We start from the raw sequence: 15,501 nt of genomic DNA, 5'->3' as shown, positions 1-15,501 counted from the left end.
CGATCTGATGAGCGACGAAACGAACGCGCCGGATGCTGAACGGCCCAAGCGGCGCTGGTGGCTTGGCCTACTGCCGCTGCTGATGTTTTCCGGCCTGCTGGCGGTCTTCGCCTATCAGCTGATCGGCGGGCGCGATCCCAGCATCGTGCCGTCGGCCCTGATCGGCGATCCCGTGCCGGCGGTGGAACTGCCCGCGCTGAAGGCGGATAAGCCGGGCTTTGGTCCGCAGGATTTCGGTGGTGGGCCGATCCTGGTCAATGTCTTCGCCTCCTGGTGTGTGCCCTGCCGGGTCGAACATCCGCTGATCACGGCGCTGGCGCGGGATTACGGCATCCCGGTTTACGGCCTGAACAGCAAGGACCGGCGCGAGGCGGCGATTGCCTGGCTGGACGAGCTGGGCGATCCCTATACCCGGATCGGCTACGACCCGAACGGCCGTGCCGGGATCGAATGGGGCGTTTACGGCTATCCGGAAACCTTCCTGATCAATCCCGAGGGCGAGGTGGTCTATAAATATGTCGGCCCGATCACGCCGCGCCTGCTGGAGGAGGAGTTTCTGCCCCGCATCGACGCGATGAGGGCGCAATGACCCTTTGGCAGAAACTCATTCTGGCCGTCGCCGGATTGATGGCGCTGGGACTTCTGGCCGCGACCCCAGGTATGGCGGTCCTGCCCGATGAGATCCTGGACGACCCGGCCCTGGAAGCTCGCGCCCGGGAAATTTCGAAGGATATTCGTTGCCTGGTCTGTCAGAACCAGTCGATCGACGATTCCAATGCCGACCTGGCGCGCGACCTGCGCATCATCGTGCGCGAACGCCTCGTCGCCGGGGACAGCAATGCCGAGGTCAAACGCTACCTGGTCGATCGCTACGGCGATTATGTTCTGCTGACCCCGCCCATGGCCTTGGGGACGATCCTGCTCTGGGTCGGACCATTCGCCTTCGTCGCGTTTGGCGCGGTGGCGGTTTTTATTTGGTTCAGGGGGCGCTCTGTAGGGACAGCGGTTCCGAGGATGGCGGAATCTGGCGGTTTGAGCGCCGAGGAACGCCGCCGCATCGACAGCTTGCTGGCGGAAGATTCGTCGCCGGGCGGCGGTGGTAAGGGCGAGGGAGGCCGCGAATGATTTTCTGGGTATTCGCGGCGTTGGCGACCGTTGCGGCCGGTTACGCCGTGCTGCGCCCGCTGTTGCGTGAGGCGCCGGGCGCCGAAGAGCCGGATGTCGCCGATTATGACGTCACGGTCTACAAGTCCCAGCTCCATGAGGTCGCGCGCGATCTGGACCGTGGCCGCATCACCGCCGAGGAGGCCGAGGCCAGCCGGGTCGAGATCGGCCGCAGATTGCTGGCGGCGGACCGGCGGCGCCAATCGGCCGTGCGCGAGCGGCGGTCCGGCACCGGCTCCCAGGCGGTCGCGGCGGCGTTGATCGCGGGGGCTCTGACGCTGACGGTCCTGCTGTATCTGGACCAGGGCGATCCGGCCAATCCCGACATGCCCCTGGCCCTACGGCAGGCCGAACGGCAATTGGCCCAGAATGCCGGTGGTGCCGGGAGCCAGCCTGTGGCCGGGGAGGACGGCGAGGCGGGCAATCTGGACGACATGGCAGCGCAACTGACCGCGCGACTGGCGGCGGGGGACGGCGCCCCGGCGGATTGGTCGCTGCTGGGTCGCACGGAAATGATGCGGGGCAACTACGCCCAGGCGGCCGCCGCCTATGAAGAGGCGTTGAAGAGCTTCCCGGACGACGCGGCGCTGAACTCCGCCTATGGCGAGGCGCTGGTCTTCTGGTCCAATGGCGATGTCAGCGATACCGCCGCCGCGACCTTCCACAAGGTTCTGAGCCTGACCCTGGACGATCCTCGGGCGCATTTCTATCTCGGCGCCTATGACCGCCAAGAAGGCCGGTTGAAAGATGCGCTGACCCGGTGGGTGGCCTTGTTGAACCGGGCCGGACCGGATGCGACCTGGGCCGGTGTGGTGCGGCAGCGCGCCGAGGAACTGGCCGCCGATATGGGCGTCGACCTGGAGGAAATGCTGCTGGCAGGCGCCGCCGCGGCCCCGTCTCTGGCCGATACCGTCGCCCGGAATTCCGGTGGTCCGACGGCGGAAGACATGGCTGCGGCCGCCAATATGACCGAGGCCGAGCGCCAGGACATGATCCAGGGCATGGTGGACGGTCTGGCGGCGCGGTTGGCGGACGATCCGTCCGATTTCGACGGTTGGCTGCGGCTCATCCGCTCGCGCATGGTGCTGGACGATCGCGACGGCGCGCAGGCGGCATTGGACACGGCCGCCGCGCAATTCGCCGCCGCCCCCTTCCCGATGCGTCAGTTGACGGCGCTGGCGCAGGAATTGGGGCTGGACACGCCCGCCCCGGCCACCGCCTCGACGCGAGGGCCCAGCCAGGAAGACGTCGCCGCCGCGCAGGACATGACGGCCGAAGAGCGGCGGGAGATGATCGAAGGAATGGTCGGCGGCCTGGCGGCGCGCCTGGAAGAAAATCCGGACGATCTGCAGGGCTGGATCATGCTGGGCCGGTCCTACACGGTGCTGGGACGGCTGGACGACGCCGACGCGGCCCTCGCACGGGCATCGGACCTGGCGCCGAACAATCCGGAAATACTGATCGATCGTGCCCGGATCCTGCGGGCCCAGGCCGGTGAACAGCAGACGCCCGAAAGCGTTGCCCTGATGCGCCGGGTCGAAAAGATCGCCCCGGGGAATATCGAAGCCTTGTGGTTCCTGGGACTCGACGCCTATCGGGGCGGGAATCGAGACGTGGCGCGCAGCTATTTCGAGCGCGCCCTGACAGCCTTGCCGCCTGAATCGCCGGAACGTGCCTCTTTGGAAGCGGAAATTAACCGATTGTTTGCAGAACCTGTTGGAAACTAGTTTTAGAAATCGCCTGTTCGTGTATGGAAGGGGTGTTTGGCCCCTGTGACACAAATGCGGTTTCACGGTGATTCAGTTCCGGTGCGAGGTAGGACCATATGACCAGAGGTAAATTGTTCCGTATCGAGCAATCGCGGTTTCCAAACGGCAAGCAATCGGCCGTCGCCGAGGCGCCGGCGGACAGCCGGGAACTCGCCGAGATCCGTCGATCGATCGAAGGGTTGCGCAAGGAAGTGCAGGCCCTGTCCGCCGGCGGCACGGCCCAGCAGCCATCGTCCAGCAGCGTCGACGCGGAAACTTTCAAGAAGCAGATCGTCGAGGCCGAGCGGCTGAAATTCGACCTGCAGGAACTGTCCGAGGCCATCGAGCGTACGAAACAGGAAATCGCCACCCTGCGCAGCGCGGATCCGACGAACGACAAGATCGCGACCGCTTCAGAGGCCCTGCGCGCCGTTGTCGGCGACACCGAATATGCGACGAACGGGATCATCAACGCGGCGGAGGCCATCGAAGATGTGGCCGGACGCCTGCGCGCGGAGTTGTCCGGCGACTCCCAGACCCAGGTCGACGAGCTGTTCGAACATGCGACCGCGATCTTCGAGGCCTGTAACTTCCAGGACATTACCGGTCAGCGCATCACCAAGGTCGTGAACACGATGGAGTTCATCGACGAACGGGTGCGCAAGATGATGGAAATCTGGGGCGGCGACAGCGCCTTCGCCAGCGTCACGAGCGGCGAAGAAAAGGCCCCGCCGAAAGCCGGCGAGGAACTGCACGGTCCGGCCATCCAGGGCGACGGCTCGATCAGCCAGGACGAAATCGACGCCCTGTTCGATTGATCGGGTTTCCGCGACGACAGGTCATTCCGTCGTACCGGGGCAGGTCCGGCCAAGATGGGTGACCTCGATCACCGTGCCCTGCTGACAGAAGGACATCTGCGCCTCCGAACCGCAGACGCAGACCGTCTCGCCGAGGCGATAACCCGTCATGTCGGAGTAGAAGCTGTAGAGCCGGTCCTTGCCGTCGCGCATCGCCTGGCAGGTGGCGCCCTCGCCGGTCAGAACCCCGACGACGCAGCCCTCCGGCACGGGAGGGGGCGGCGGCTGGCAGGCGGCCGCTAAGAGGGCCGCTGCCAGTGCCGCGCCGAGCCGGCGGAGGTCACGACAGGCTGTCGCGCCCGATGGCGATGAATTTCTCACGGCGGTTCTTGAGCAGTTCGTCGACGGTCTTGCCGGACAGCTTGTCCAGGGCCTCGCCGAAAGCGTCGCCGACGGCATCGATGGTCGCCGCCTTGTCGCGATGCGCGCCGCCCAGCGGTTCCGGAACGATCGTGTCGACACCGCCCAGTTCCAGCAGGTCCTGCGCCGTCATGCGCAGGGATTCCGCCAGTTTGGGAGTTTCCGCGACGACCTTCTCCGATCCGTCCTTCTTCCACAGGATGGTCGAGCAGCCTTCCGGTGAAATCACCGAATAGACCGAATGTTCCAGCATCATCACATTGTCCGCCGCCGCGATGGCGATGGCCCCGCCGGAGCCGCCCTCGCCGATGACCAGCGACACCAGCGGCGTCTTCAGCTTCAGGCAGGTTTCGATCGACCGGGCGATGGCTTCCGCCTGGCCGCGGGCCTCCGCGTCGACACCGGGATAGGCGCCGGGCGTGTCGACCAGGGTCAGGACCGGCAGGCCGAACCGTTCGGCCAGTTCCATCAGGCGGATCGCCTTGCGATAGCCTTCCGGGCGGGCCATGCCGAAATTGTGCTTTACGCGGCTGGAGGTATCGGCGCCCTTCTCATGCCCCAGGATCACGACGGAACGGCCGCGAAAGCGTCCGATCCCGCCCTGAATCGCCTTGTCGTCCGCAAAGGCGCGGTCGCCGGCCAGCGGCACGTAATTGTCGATCAACCCGGCGACATAGTCCGAGAAATGCGGCCGGTCCGCGTGGCGGGCGACCTGAACCTTCTGCCAGGGCGACAATTTTTGATAGGTCGCGCGCAGAAGCTTGTCAGACTTGGCCTGCAGGCGTGCGACCTCGTCCGCGATGTTCACGCCGCCGTCGTCGGTCAGGTGGCGCAATTCCTCGATCTTGCCTTCCAGATCGGCGATCGGCTGTTCGAAATCCAGATAGTTCCGCATGGCGCGGGCCACTAGCCCCCATTTGTTATCGCTCGCGGGTTCACTAGCACACGCATCCCGCATTGCAAATCTCCGCTGTGCCGCTTCCCAAGCGCGGCAGGTCTGTTCTAAGGTCTCTTTGTGCGGGAGGACAGAACGCGGGGCGCACCGGGGGCGGATGCAGGACAGTCGGAACAGCAATCCTACAAAGGACGCGGAAGAACCGAAAACCGGCGCGGGTTTCGGGCCGATCGGACTGATCTGGCCGATCGCCCTGGCGCTTGTCCTGATCGTCGCGGCCCTTGATGCCGGCTCGATCGTCGGGGCTTTCGACCTGGACCCGGACGGTGTCGAGGCGGCGTGGCTGACTAAGGGCCTCACCGCCCTGTTCTGGTTCGCCGCCGCCTTCGCCGCGCAGCGCTGGCTGCGGGTCCTGTTGTGGACCGGGATCGTCGAGGCGCGTTCGGGCGTCCCCGCGCCGGGCCTTCTGATCGACATGTCGGCCGCGCTGATCTATGTCGCGGCGCTGATCATCGTTCTCAGTTTTGTGTTCGACCTGCCGGTGACGGGGCTGCTGACGACGTCGTCCATCGTCATTGCCGTCATCGGTTTTGCCTTGCGTGGCATGATTTCGGACCTGTTCACCGGGGTCGCGCTGGGGGTCGAGCGGCCGTTCAGTATCGGCGACTGGGTCGAACTGAACGACGGCACGGTCGGTAAGGTCGTGATGATGAACTGGCGGGCGACGCGGCTTCTGACCAAGGAAGAAACCACCGTCATCATCTCCAATTCCGAATTGGCGACCGGCCGGTTCAAGAATTACAGCACGCCCGACCGATTCTTCCGCGACGAGATCGAAATCCTGCTGGATTATTCCATCACGGCCTGGCGCGCCGAACGCCTGCTGAAATCGGCGATCTGGTCGGTGCAGGAAGTGGTCGACGTGCCGCGCGAATCCGAGGTGCGGATCAAGGAATTCACCGAAAGCGGGACGGTCTGGCTGGTCCGGTTCTGGATCCCGGATTACGGCAGCCTGCACCGCCTGCGCTATGAGGTGCAGCGCGCGATCCTGCGCAATATGCATTTCTCCGGCGTGCATGTCCCGGCCCAGCGCATCGAATGGCGCAGCCTGCCGCGTGAGGCGCCGCAGCGCGACATCGATTTCCTGCATGCGATCGACCTGATCGCGCCGCTGACGGACGAGGAAATTCTGGTCATCAACGATCAGATGACCCAGCACCTGTTCAAGCGCGGCGTGCCGGTCGTCTCGCAGGGCGAGGCCGGACATTCGCTGTTCGTGGTCAAGGAAGGCATGCTGTCGGTCTTCGTCGCCGGGGCGGATGGGCGCGAAACCCGGGTCGGGTCGCTGACGCCCGGCGCCTTTTTCGGGGAGCTGTCGCTGCTGACCGGCGCCCCGCGCGGCGCGACCGTGGTGCCGGAAGTGGATTCGGTCGGGTTCGAGATCACCAAGAACACGCTGGCCCCGATCCTCCAGCGCCGCCCGGAACTGGCGGAGCGCCTGTCGGAGACCCTGGCCGAACGTCAGATGCGGACCCGCGAGGCCTTCGCGGCGCTGGACGCCGAAACCGGTATCGAACGCCGGGCCTCCCTGAGCGAGGAATTCCTGAAAGGCATCAAGAAGTTCTTCGGGATCTAGGCGGTGCGCCGTCGTTGATCCGGTTCGGGCCGGCTTGCGTCAAATTATGTCGGAAGCGGGATACTGCGCGCCCGGCGGCGCGGCATTGTGGAGGTCCCGCAACCGCAAGAGCACCGCCCCATGACCAAGATTGCCGAAATCCGTATCCGCCCGCTCGTCCTGCCCCTGCGTCAGCCCTATCACTGGTCCTATGGCGTGCGCGACAGCTTCGCGGTCAACCTGATCGAGATCATCGCCGACGACGGCACGACCGGGATCGGCGAGGCGACCGTGGCGCCGGATCAGGCGGGGTCGGCGGCGATCCTGAAACGGCTGACGGCCTTCTTTGTCGGCCAGTCGCCCTTCGATGCGGACGCGCTGACGGATCGCGCGGCAAAGGCCGGGTACTATGCCAATGGCGCGAATGTCATGCGCGCGGCGAACCAGATGATGTCCGGCTTCGACATGGCGCTGATCGATCTTCAGGGCAAGCTGACCGGCCTGCCCGCCCACAAGCTGCTGGGCGGGGCGAAACGGGAGAAGGTCGGCTATTTCTATTTCCTGCAGGGCGACACGCCGGAAGACCTGGCAAAGGATGCCGCGGCCGGCATGGCGGCGGGCGAGCGCGTCTTCTATCTGAAAGTCGGGCGCGCGGAACAGATCGACCTGGATATCGTCGCCGCCGTCCGGGCGGAGATCGGGGGGAGCCGCCTGCGCCTGGATGCCAATGAGGCCTGGGATCCGTATCAGGCGATCCGCATGGCCAAGAAGCTGGAGCGCTTCGACATCGATTTCATCGAACAGCCCACCTCAAGCTGGAGCCTGGAGGCGCTGGCCCATGTGCGGCAGTCGATCGGTATCCCCGTCGTCGCCGATCAGGCTGCCTTCACCCTTTATGACGTCTATGAGATTTGCCGCCGCCGGGCGGCCGATATGATCTGCATCGGCCCGCGAGAAATCGGCGGGGTCCGCCCGATGATGAAGGCGGCCGCCGTGGCCGAGGCGGCGGGCATGAAGATCTGCATCCACAGCTCCTTCACCTCGGGCATCACGACTTGCGCCGAACATCAGATTGCCCTCGCCATGCCCAATCTGGACGACGGCAATCAGATCATGTGGCAATTGGCGAAGGACAATACGGTCGCGACGCCCGGCCTGGCCCCGAAACAGGGCTGGATGCGCCTGCCCGACGCACCTGGTCTGGGATTCGAGTTGGACCACGCCGTCATCGACGCGGCAGAGGCCAGGTTCGACGCCGGACAGTAGCGAGATTCAGCGCCGGGCCCGGATTGGTTCCAGCTTGGCGCTGTTCCGTCGCCCGCGCGGCAGACTCGTTTCGTCTTCGAAAAGATCGGCGAGCTGTTCCATCATCGTGCCGCCCAATTGATCGACATCGACAATGGTGACGGCGCGGCGGTAGTAGCGGGTGACGTCGTGGCCGATGCCGATGGCGACGACTTCGACCGGCGATTTGGTTTCGATATAGTCGATCACGTCGCGCAGATGGCGTTCCAGATAATTGCCCGGATTCACCGACAGGGTGGAATCGTCGACCGGTGCGCCGTCGGAAATCACCATCAGGATGCGGCGTTCCTCCGGCCGGCCCAGCAGGCGCTGGTGCGCCCACATCAGCGCCTCGCCGTCGATATTCTCCTTCAGCAGCCCTTCGCGCAGCATCAGGCCCAGATTGCGGCGCGCGCGGCGATAGGGCAGGTCCGCCGGCTTGTAGACGATATGGCGCAGATCGTTCAGGCGGCCGGGATTGGCGGGCTTGCCGTCGGCCAGCCATTGTTCGCGCGCCTGCCCGCCTTTCCAGGCGCGGGTCGTGAAGCCGAGAATCTCGACCCGCACGCCGCAGCGTTCCAGGGTGCGTGCCAGAATGTCGGCGGACATGGCGGCGATGGAGATCGGCCGGCCGCGCATGGAGCCCGAATTGTCGATCAGCAGGGTGACGACGGTATCCCGGAACTGGGTATCCTGTTCCAGCTTGAAGGACAGGGGGTGGGTCGGGTTGGTCACGACGCGGTCGATCCGCGCGGTGTCCAGGATGCCCTCTTCCAGGTCGAATTCCCATGACCGCTGCTGCTGCGCCATCAGGCGGCGCTGCAGGCGGTTCGCCAGCTTGCCGATAATGCCCTGGATATGGGTCAGCTGCTGATCCAACATGGTGCGCAGCCGGGTCAGTTCCTCGGCGTCGCACAGGTCCTCGGCGCCGACGACCTCGTCGAAGCTTTCGACATAGGCCTTGTAGAATTTTTCCTTCGGGACGTTCGACAGGTCGTTTTCCGGACGCCAGCGCTTGCCGGAATCGCCGGGCTGTTCCGCGCCGGGCGCCTGCATCATCTCGCCGGACATGTCCTCGTCGGCGAAATCGCCCTGATCGTCGTCCTCGCCTTCGCCCATGGCGGAATCGGACGCGCCCTCGGCCTGGGCGGCATTGTCTTCGCCGCCCTGTTCCTCGTTTTGGCCCTGGGCCTGATTGTCGGACTGTTCCTGATCGTCGTCGCTCTCGCCGTCCTCCGCGCTGTCCGGCACGTCGTCGCTGCCGACATCGATATCCATCGCCCGGATCAGGCGGCGGGCGGCCTCGCCATAGGCGTCCTGATCGTTCAGCAACGGCGCCAGTTCGCGCAGGGCTTCGGCGATTTTCGGGGCGATCTGGCCACGCCATTGTTCGACGGCGTTGCGGGCGGCCACGGGCGGCGCCTCGCCGGTCAGATGCTCGCGCGCCAGCAGGCGCACCACTTCCGGCAGGGCGCTTTCGGTCTTGTCCTCGATCCGGTGGAAGCCCATGCGGCGGTACCGCTGTTCCAGGGCGGCGGCCATATTGGCGCGAAGCCCGGCCCGATCCTTGCCGCCGACCGCCTCGATCCGGGCGGATTCCAGAGCGTCGAACAGCATCGGCGCGACCTCTCCGGCCGGACGGTGGGCGGCGTGCTTCTTGGCGTCATGGTGGCGCAGGCGGCAGGCCAGGTGATCGCCCTCGCCGCGGACCTGGGCGACCTCCTCAGCCGGCAGGTGGCGCGCCGGGAAAGGCAGACGCGCCCGTTCCCCGGTCATGTGGGCCGGGTCTGCGCCATAGGCGACCTCGATATCCGGGCGTTTGGCGACGGCCCGGAAACAGGCGGCATTGGCCCGCTTGAACGCTTCCAGCGGCCCTTCCCGATCGGCTGAGGACATGGCCCTGCCTCCGGTCAGTGGACCTGAATTGCGGCGGTGGAATCCGGCAGCTCCTCGCCGAAGCAGCGCTGGTAATACTCTGCGATGGCGGGGCGTTCGGTCTCGTCGCACTTGTTCAGGAAGGTAACCCGGAAGGCGAAGCCGACATCGTTGAAGATGCGGGCGTTCTCGGCCCAGGTCAGCACGGTGCGCGGGCTCATGACGGTCGAGATGTCGCCGCCGATGAAGCCGGTCCGCGTCATGTCGGCGCAATGCACCATGGCGGAGACCACTTTGCGCTTCTCGTCCGTGTCGAAATCCGGGCATTTGGCCAGGACGATGCGGACTTCCTCGTCATGCGGCAGATAATTCAGCGTGGTGACGATCGACCAGCGGTCCATCTGGCCCTGGTTGATCTGCTGTGTGCCGTGATACAGGCCCGACGTATCGCCCAGGCCGACCGTGTTGGCCGTCGCGAACAGGCGGAAATGCTTGTGCGGGCGGATGACCTTCGACTGGTCCAGCAGGGTCAGCTTGCCTTCGATTTCCAGCACGCGCTGAATCACGAACATGACGTCCGGACGGCCCGCGTCGTACTCGTCGAAACAGATCGCGACCGGGTTCTGCAGCGCCCAGGGCAGGATGCCTTCGCGGAATTCCGTGACCTGCATGCCGTCCTTCAGGACGATCGCGTCCTTGCCGATCAAATCGATACGGCTGATATGGCTGTCCAGATTGACGCGCACGCAAGGCCAGTTCAGGCGCGCCGCGACTTGTTCGATATGGGTTGATTTCCCGGTGCCGTGATAGCCCTGGATCATGACGCGGCGGTTATGGGCGAAACCTGCCAGAATCGCCATCGTCGTCTCGCGGTCGAAGACATAGGTGTCGTCGACATCCGGCACATGTTCGGTGCGGTCGGAGAAACCGGGGACTTTCATGTCGCTGTCCAAACCAAAAGTCTGGCGCACGGAAACTTCGATATCCGGCGCGTCCAGGGCGTCCACGCCCTTTCCGGCGGCACTGTTCTTCGTCATGTCAGGCTGGCTTTCGTACGTTCGGGTTACTCGGTCTGCGTCGATCCGTGATCAGGATGCCTCGGCTTTGGACGTGAAGTTAGCGCGCAACGTCGCATAGGCCAGGTTGATCCGCTTCAGCCGCTCCTCCGCCTCGGAATCGCCCCCGTTGACATCCGGATGAAGAAGCTTGGCCAATTCCTTATAGCGCGCCTTTAGGCCGGTCAAGGTGAGCGGCGGCGCAAGGTCCAGCGCCCGCATGGCCCAAAGTTCGGTGCCGATGGGGCTGTCGTCCGGCGGCGGTTCGGCCTTGGTGTCGTCCTCGGAAAAGAAACCGGTGCCGTCCTTCATCCGGAACTCGCCGCCTTGACCGGCCATGCGCTGCATGCCCAGGGGCCAGGTCGGCCGGCCCCAGACCGTGTCTTGGCGGATGATCCTGTCGATATCGGACTGGCCCAGGCCTCGGCAGTAATCCCAGGCGGCGTTGTACTCGCGGGCGTGCTGCTTGCAGAACCAGAAATAGTCGCGCAGCCGGTCGCGCGATTTCGGCGCCGGATGCAGGCCTTCCTCCAGGCATTCCGGATGGGCGCAGAGTCGCGGTGCGGCTGCGTGATCCCTCGGGTCTCTGGTGGCGGTGCGTCCCATTGCGGTCCGGTCATTGTCAAACGGTCTGAGGATTCCCACTATGGGGATGACGTCGGGCCCGGACAAGGATGACGGCCCTCCCACCTGCGAAAGGTTGTTGAAACAATGATGACGGATGTCGAACGCGAGATGGAACGCAAGCTGCGCGCGGCTTTCGACCCGGCGGCGCTGGTCATCGAAAACGATTCCCACCGCCATGCAGGCCATGCCGGATCGCCCGGCACCGGCACCTCGCATTTCACGGTGACGATGGCGTCGGAAGCCTTTCGCGGGACCACCCGCGTCGACCGGCAGCGCAAGGTCTATGCCGTTCTGGCGGATGAGTTGTCCGGGCCGGTGCATGCCCTGGCCCTGAAACTGTCGGTGCCCGGGGACTAGGCGGGTCAATTGCCCTCGTAATACTGCGGCCAGACCTCTTTCACGACCGGACCGTCGGCGCGCATGGCGTGGCAGGCGTCGATATGGCCGGGGCGCTTGTCGCGGCTTTGCGGCTCTTCCTCGACCGGCAGGCCGAAATCCCGGCGCGCCTTGTTCCGCGAGGCGTAGGCGGTCTGATAGCAGACCGTCGCCATCGGATAGAGCAGCTCGGTCAGATGGGTACAGCCCGACTTGCCGCCCAGCCGAAGTTTCACCGCGCGGTGGAATCCGGGACCGATGCGCAGGCCGATCAATTGTTCATAGGACGGCGTGATCGCGTGGCAGACGTCGTAGGGGCTGGATTCCGTGGCCGCCTCCGCGCCGTGGATCAGCATCGTGTCGTCGATGGTGATGCGCAGCCACATGTCGTGCACCGGCTCGCCCGCCGCGACCTCGCCGCGATGGCTGTTTTCGAAGGCATAGGTCTTGGTGTCGCGCATATGCCCTTCGATATCCCACAGACCGTCGGCGCGGAAATAGCCCCGGACCTGGATGTCGCGGGTGTGGTAATGGCGGCGTTCGACGCCAGGATCGCTCAACGGCATGCGGCAGGGCTCCTTACTCGGTCTCGCCGGGTTCCGGCTCGCGCGGCGGCGTTACCCGCAACGAGGTGATCTGGTTGCGCTGGCGGCGCAGCACCTCGAAGCGGAAACCGTGGAACAGGAAGATCTGACCCGGTTCCGGGATCAGCCGCGCTTCGTGCAGGACCAGCCCCGCGATGGTCGCGGCGTTCTCGTCCGGCAGGTTCCATTCCAGGTCGCGCGCCAGGGTGCGCAGGGTGACGTCGCCGTCGACGAGGAAGCTGCCATCCTGCTGCGATTTGACGCCGGGGACGGCGATGTCGGTCTCGTCGTCGATATTGCCGACGATTTCCTCCAGAATGTCCTCCAAGGTCACGATGCCCATGAAGGCGCCGTATTCGTCGACGACGATGGCGAAATGCTCCCGGCGCTCCCGGAAGGCCTGAAGCTGGTCCAGCAGCGTCGTCGAATCCGGGATGAACCAGGGCGGCGTCGCCAGGGCCGCCAGGTCCAGATCGTCCAGCTTGCCGCCGCGCGCGTGGATTTCGCGCAACAGCGCCTTGGCATGCAGCACGCCGGAAATGTCGTCCGGGTCCGACCGATAGACCGGGATGCGGGTATAGGGACTGCCCAGCACCTGTTCGACGCAATCCGGCACCGCATCGCCCAGATCGATCATCGCGACCTGGCGGCGGTGGGTCATGATGTCGCTGACTTCCACATCGTCGAGGTCGAGGATCGAACGCAGCATCTCGCGCTCGTGCCGGATATCCGGGTCCGCGCCTTCATGCAGGTCGATGGCCCCGCGCAGCTCCTCTTCGTGCTGTTCGACGCTGATCGACGTCGACAGATCGACGCCAAAGGGTCTCAGCGTCGCCCGCACGACGATCTGAACGGCGGATGTGACGGGCGCGAAGATGAAGACGATCCAGCGCATGATCGGCGCTACGGCCAAAGCCACCGCGTCGGTATGCACGAGTGCATAGGTTTTCGGCAGGACCTCCGCGAAGATCAGGACCAACAGGGTCATGACGATCGTGGCATAGGCGACGCCGGCCTCGCCGAACAGGCTGACCAGGACGGAGGTCGCCAGGGCGGAGGCCAGGATGTTGACCATATTGTTGCCGAGCAGGATCGCCCCGATCAGCCGGTCCTTGCGTTCCAGCAGGCGCAGCACGGTCGTCGCGCGCCCCTCCCCATTCTTCGCCTGCTGATGCATGCGCGATCGCGAGGTCGCGGTCAGCGCGGTCTCCGACCCGGAAAAGAAAAAGGACAGGACCAGCAGCAGGAAAATCGCGCCGATGGCGTAATATTCGGATTCGCTCATGCCGCGATCGCCTCTTCCAAAACGGCCGTCAGGTCGGCGGGGTCGACATCCTGGGTCTGAAAGGCAGACCCGATGCCGCGTGCCAGGATGAAGGTCAGCTTGCCGTCCTTGACCTTCTTGTCCGTGGCCATGCGCCCGACCAGATCCCGCGCGCTCCAGGCGACACCGGGGACGGAGGACGGGCCGGTGGGCAGGCCCAGCTCGCCCAGATGGCGGGCGAAGCGGGCGGCGTCCTGGCCATCGCACAGGCCGAGGCGCGCCGACAGGTCGAAGGCCATGACCATGCCGATCGATACGCCCTCGCCATGCAGCAGGCGGCTGCCGTACCCGGTGGCGGATTCAAGCGCATGACCGAAAGTATGGCCGAAATTCAGCAGCGCGCGCCGGCCGGATTCGCGCTCGTCCTCGGCGACGATGCGGGCCTTGGCTTCGCAGCTCACCTTGACCGCATGAATGCGGGCGGCGACATCGCCGTCCAGCAGATCGGCGCCATGGGTTTCCAGCCATTCGAAGAAGGGAAAATCGTCGATCGCGCCGTATTTGACGATCTCGGCATAGCCCGCGCGCAGCTCCCGGACCGGTAGGGTGTCCAGGACCGTCGTATCGGCCAGGACCAGCCGCGGCTGGTGGAAGGCGCCGACCAGGTTCTTGCCGGCCGCGACATTGATCCCGGTCTTGCCGCCGACGGAACTGTCGACCTGCGCCAGCAGGGTCGTGGGGATCTGAATGAAATCGATGCCGCGCAGGGCGATGGCGGCCGCAAACCCGACCAGATCGCCGATCACGCCGCCGCCCAGCGCGGTCAATGTCGACCCCCGTTCGATCCCGATGGCGAAAATCCGGTCCAGCAGGGCCGAGAGCTGATCGACGCTCTTTGTGCCCTCGCCCGGCGGCAGGACGATTGCCTCATGACCGATCCCGGCCCGGTCCAACGACGCTGTCAGGGTTTCCAGATGCAGGCCCGCGACCGTCTCGTCGGTGACGATGATCGTGTGCTTGCGGCGCAGAAGCGGGGCCATCAACGCGCCGGCCTCTGCCAGAACCGTGGGCCCGATATGAATGTCGTAGGAACGGTCGCCCAGGGCGACAGGCACGGTGGCGCGGGTCATTGCGGTTGGCTTTCCAGGTGATCGGCGACCGCGTGGAGCACCCGTTCGGCGGTCTCCTCCTTCGGCGCGCGGTCGGACAGGACGGTGACATCGGCCTCGGCATAGACCGGATAGCGATCGGTCATCAACTGACGCAAGGTGCCCTTGGGGTCCTCGGTCTTCAGCAGGGGACGGTGACTGCGGCGGCTGACGCGCTCCCACAGAACATCGAATTCGGCGTTCAGCCAGACGGTCAGCGTTCGGTCCTTCATCATGGCGCGGGTTTCAGGGTCCATGAATGCCCCGCCGCCGGTGGCCAGGACGCAAGGCCCTTCCTCCAGCAGGCGGGCGATGACGCGCCGTTCGCCGGCGCGGAAATAGGCCTCGCCATATTGCCGAAAAATTTCGGCGATCGAACAATCGGCGGCGCGCTCGATTTCGTGATCGGCGTCATAGAATGGCAGCTTCAGGCGCTGGGCCAATTGCCGGCCGACCGCCGACTTGCCCGCGCCCATCATGCCAACCAGAACGATCGTGCGCTCGATCGCGACCGGCGGGGCAGAGGTGACTTTTGCCATACCGTGTGTCATGGGGCGCCGACCGCCCCGCCTCGAATCCGTTCGCGGCGCGGTTTCGCGCCTTTTATCCTGGTCGCAGAATTGCCATAGTCGGCGAATAGGGTAAAGCCT

Annotated in this window: 16 protein-coding genes; 7 read left to right on the top strand and 9 right to left on the bottom strand. The window is 65.3% G+C overall.

What is annotated here, in order from left to right:
• Positions 1 to 7 precede the first annotated feature (7 nt).
• From ACO06O_RS18685 to ACO06O_RS18670, 4 genes are all read left to right on the top strand, one after another.
• Positions 8 to 589, top strand: coding sequence for a DsbE family thiol:disulfide interchange protein (locus tag ACO06O_RS18685; RefSeq protein WP_421883279.1), 582 nt, complete (start codon positions 8 to 10; stop codon positions 587 to 589).
• Positions 586 to 1,125 carry a cytochrome c-type biogenesis protein gene (locus ACO06O_RS18680; RefSeq protein WP_421883277.1) on the top strand — a complete coding sequence of 180 codons (540 nt, stop codon included), beginning with the start codon at positions 586 to 588 and terminating at the stop codon, positions 1,123 to 1,125. The genes ACO06O_RS18685 and ACO06O_RS18680 overlap by 4 nt, the downstream gene beginning before the upstream one ends.
• Positions 1,122 to 2,891, top strand: a complete 1,770-nt coding sequence (ccmI, locus tag ACO06O_RS18675) for a c-type cytochrome biogenesis protein CcmI (RefSeq protein ID WP_421883274.1) — start codon at positions 1,122 to 1,124, stop codon at positions 2,889 to 2,891. The genes ACO06O_RS18680 and ccmI overlap by 4 nt, the downstream gene beginning before the upstream one ends.
• Positions 2,892 to 2,989: 98 nt before the next feature.
• The gene (locus ACO06O_RS18670; protein WP_421883271.1) at positions 2,990 to 3,730 is read left to right on the top strand and encodes a protein phosphatase CheZ; all 741 of its coding nucleotides are present in this window, start codon (positions 2,990 to 2,992) and stop codon (positions 3,728 to 3,730) included.
• A 21-nt stretch (positions 3,731 to 3,751) separates the two neighbouring features.
• Here ACO06O_RS18670 and ACO06O_RS18665 read toward each other — a convergent pair whose 3' ends face one another.
• Together ACO06O_RS18665 and ACO06O_RS18660 are read right to left on the bottom strand one after the other, a co-directional pair.
• Positions 3,752 to 4,090 (bottom strand): hypothetical protein, encoded by a 339-nt coding sequence (locus ACO06O_RS18665; RefSeq protein ID WP_421883268.1) that lies wholly within the window; start codon positions 4,088 to 4,090, stop codon positions 3,752 to 3,754.
• Positions 4,050 to 5,024 (bottom strand): acetyl-CoA carboxylase carboxyltransferase subunit alpha, encoded by a 975-nt coding sequence (locus ACO06O_RS18660; protein WP_421883721.1) that lies wholly within the window; start codon positions 5,022 to 5,024, stop codon positions 4,050 to 4,052. The genes ACO06O_RS18665 and ACO06O_RS18660 overlap by 41 nt, the downstream gene beginning before the upstream one ends.
• Positions 5,025 to 5,181: 157 nt before the next feature.
• On the opposite strand from ACO06O_RS18660, the gene ACO06O_RS18655 reads away from it, so the two are divergent.
• Together ACO06O_RS18655 and ACO06O_RS18650 are read left to right on the top strand one after the other, a co-directional pair.
• Complete coding sequence (locus tag ACO06O_RS18655) at positions 5,182 to 6,660, top strand: cyclic nucleotide-binding domain-containing protein (RefSeq protein WP_421883265.1); 1,479 nt, start codon at positions 5,182 to 5,184, stop codon at positions 6,658 to 6,660.
• A 120-nt stretch (positions 6,661 to 6,780) separates the two neighbouring features.
• Entirely contained in the window at positions 6,781 to 7,905 is a 1,125-nt protein-coding gene (locus ACO06O_RS18650; RefSeq protein WP_421883262.1) for a mandelate racemase/muconate lactonizing enzyme family protein, read from the top strand.
• Between the two features lie 6 nt (positions 7,906 to 7,911).
• On the opposite strand, the gene cobT is transcribed toward ACO06O_RS18650, so the two are convergent.
• From cobT to ACO06O_RS18635, 3 genes are read right to left on the bottom strand one after another with little or no spacing between them, the layout of a single operon-like run.
• A complete protein-coding gene (gene cobT, locus ACO06O_RS18645; RefSeq protein ID WP_421883259.1) occupies positions 7,912 to 9,819 on the bottom strand; it encodes a cobaltochelatase subunit CobT in 1,908 nt (635 codons plus the stop codon).
• Positions 9,820 to 9,833: 14 nt separating this feature from the next.
• A complete protein-coding gene (gene cobS, locus ACO06O_RS18640) occupies positions 9,834 to 10,835 on the bottom strand; it encodes a cobaltochelatase subunit CobS (protein WP_420419064.1) in 1,002 nt (333 codons plus the stop codon).
• Positions 10,836 to 10,886: 51 nt separating this feature from the next.
• Positions 10,887 to 11,459 carry a J domain-containing protein gene (locus ACO06O_RS18635; protein WP_421883256.1) on the bottom strand — a complete coding sequence of 191 codons (573 nt, stop codon included), beginning with the start codon at positions 11,457 to 11,459 and terminating at the stop codon, positions 10,887 to 10,889.
• Positions 11,460 to 11,564: 105 nt separating this feature from the next.
• On the opposite strand from ACO06O_RS18635, the gene ACO06O_RS18630 reads away from it, so the two are divergent.
• Positions 11,565 to 11,837 (top strand): BolA family protein, encoded by a 273-nt coding sequence (locus ACO06O_RS18630; protein ID WP_421883253.1) that lies wholly within the window; start codon positions 11,565 to 11,567, stop codon positions 11,835 to 11,837.
• Between the two features lie 5 nt (positions 11,838 to 11,842).
• Here the strand turns inward: ACO06O_RS18630 and ACO06O_RS18625 are convergent, their stop codons facing one another.
• Genes ACO06O_RS18625 through ACO06O_RS18610 form a run of 4 tightly spaced genes read right to left on the bottom strand, consistent with a single transcriptional unit; the run spans position 11,843 to position 15,402 of the window.
• Complete coding sequence (locus tag ACO06O_RS18625) at positions 11,843 to 12,421, bottom strand: DUF2889 domain-containing protein (RefSeq protein WP_420419061.1); 579 nt, start codon at positions 12,419 to 12,421, stop codon at positions 11,843 to 11,845.
• 13 nt (positions 12,422 to 12,434) lie between these two features.
• Positions 12,435 to 13,724, bottom strand: a complete 1,290-nt coding sequence (locus ACO06O_RS18620; RefSeq protein WP_421883248.1) for an HlyC/CorC family transporter — start codon at positions 13,722 to 13,724, stop codon at positions 12,435 to 12,437.
• The gene (gene aroB, locus ACO06O_RS18615) at positions 13,721 to 14,833 is read right to left on the bottom strand and encodes a 3-dehydroquinate synthase (protein ID WP_421883245.1); all 1,113 of its coding nucleotides are present in this window, start codon (positions 14,831 to 14,833) and stop codon (positions 13,721 to 13,723) included. Before aroB ends, ACO06O_RS18620 begins: the two co-directional genes overlap by 4 nt.
• Positions 14,830 to 15,402 carry a shikimate kinase gene (locus tag ACO06O_RS18610; protein ID WP_421883242.1) on the bottom strand — a complete coding sequence of 191 codons (573 nt, stop codon included), beginning with the start codon at positions 15,400 to 15,402 and terminating at the stop codon, positions 14,830 to 14,832. The genes aroB and ACO06O_RS18610 overlap by 4 nt, the downstream gene beginning before the upstream one ends.
• Positions 15,403 to 15,501 lie beyond the last annotated feature (99 nt).

The organism is Pacificispira sp. (assembly GCF_965228185.1).
GTDB lineage: Bacteria > Pseudomonadota > Alphaproteobacteria > UBA8366 > Aestuariispiraceae > Pacificispira.
The sequence above is the reverse complement of the archived record's forward strand: the minus strand, read 5'-3'. Positions and strand labels throughout refer to the sequence as shown.

What these genes read in the sequence shown, in the direction of transcription:
- ACO06O_RS18685 (WP_421883279.1), top strand. Translation starts at nt 8, where the DNA reads ATGAGCGACGAAACGAACGCGCCGGATGCTGAACGGCCCAAGCGGCGC.
- ACO06O_RS18680 (WP_421883277.1), top strand. Translation starts at nt 586, where the DNA reads ATGACCCTTTGGCAGAAACTCATTCTGGCCGTCGCCGGATTGATGGCG.
- ccmI (WP_421883274.1), top strand. Translation starts at nt 1,122, where the DNA reads ATGATTTTCTGGGTATTCGCGGCGTTGGCGACCGTTGCGGCCGGTTAC.
- ACO06O_RS18670 (WP_421883271.1), top strand. Translation starts at nt 2,990, where the DNA reads ATGACCAGAGGTAAATTGTTCCGTATCGAGCAATCGCGGTTTCCAAAC.
- ACO06O_RS18660 (WP_421883721.1), bottom strand. Translation starts at nt 5,024, where the DNA reads ATGCGGAACTATCTGGATTTCGAACAGCCGATCGCCGATCTGGAAGGC.
- ACO06O_RS18655 (WP_421883265.1), top strand. Translation starts at nt 5,182, where the DNA reads ATGCAGGACAGTCGGAACAGCAATCCTACAAAGGACGCGGAAGAACCG.
- ACO06O_RS18650 (WP_421883262.1), top strand. Translation starts at nt 6,781, where the DNA reads ATGACCAAGATTGCCGAAATCCGTATCCGCCCGCTCGTCCTGCCCCTG.
- cobT (WP_421883259.1), bottom strand. Translation starts at nt 9,819, where the DNA reads ATGTCCTCAGCCGATCGGGAAGGGCCGCTGGAAGCGTTCAAGCGGGCC.
- cobS (WP_420419064.1), bottom strand. Translation starts at nt 10,835, where the DNA reads ATGACGAAGAACAGTGCCGCCGGAAAGGGCGTGGACGCCCTGGACGCG.
- ACO06O_RS18635 (WP_421883256.1), bottom strand. Translation starts at nt 11,459, where the DNA reads ATGGGACGCACCGCCACCAGAGACCCGAGGGATCACGCAGCCGCACCG.
- ACO06O_RS18630 (WP_421883253.1), top strand. Translation starts at nt 11,565, where the DNA reads ATGATGACGGATGTCGAACGCGAGATGGAACGCAAGCTGCGCGCGGCT.
- ACO06O_RS18625 (WP_420419061.1), bottom strand. Translation starts at nt 12,421, where the DNA reads ATGCCGTTGAGCGATCCTGGCGTCGAACGCCGCCATTACCACACCCGC.
- ACO06O_RS18620 (WP_421883248.1), bottom strand. Translation starts at nt 13,724, where the DNA reads ATGAGCGAATCCGAATATTACGCCATCGGCGCGATTTTCCTGCTGCTG.
- aroB (WP_421883245.1), bottom strand. Translation starts at nt 14,833, where the DNA reads ATGACCCGCGCCACCGTGCCTGTCGCCCTGGGCGACCGTTCCTACGAC.
- ACO06O_RS18610 (WP_421883242.1), bottom strand. Translation starts at nt 15,402, where the DNA reads ATGACACACGGTATGGCAAAAGTCACCTCTGCCCCGCCGGTCGCGATC.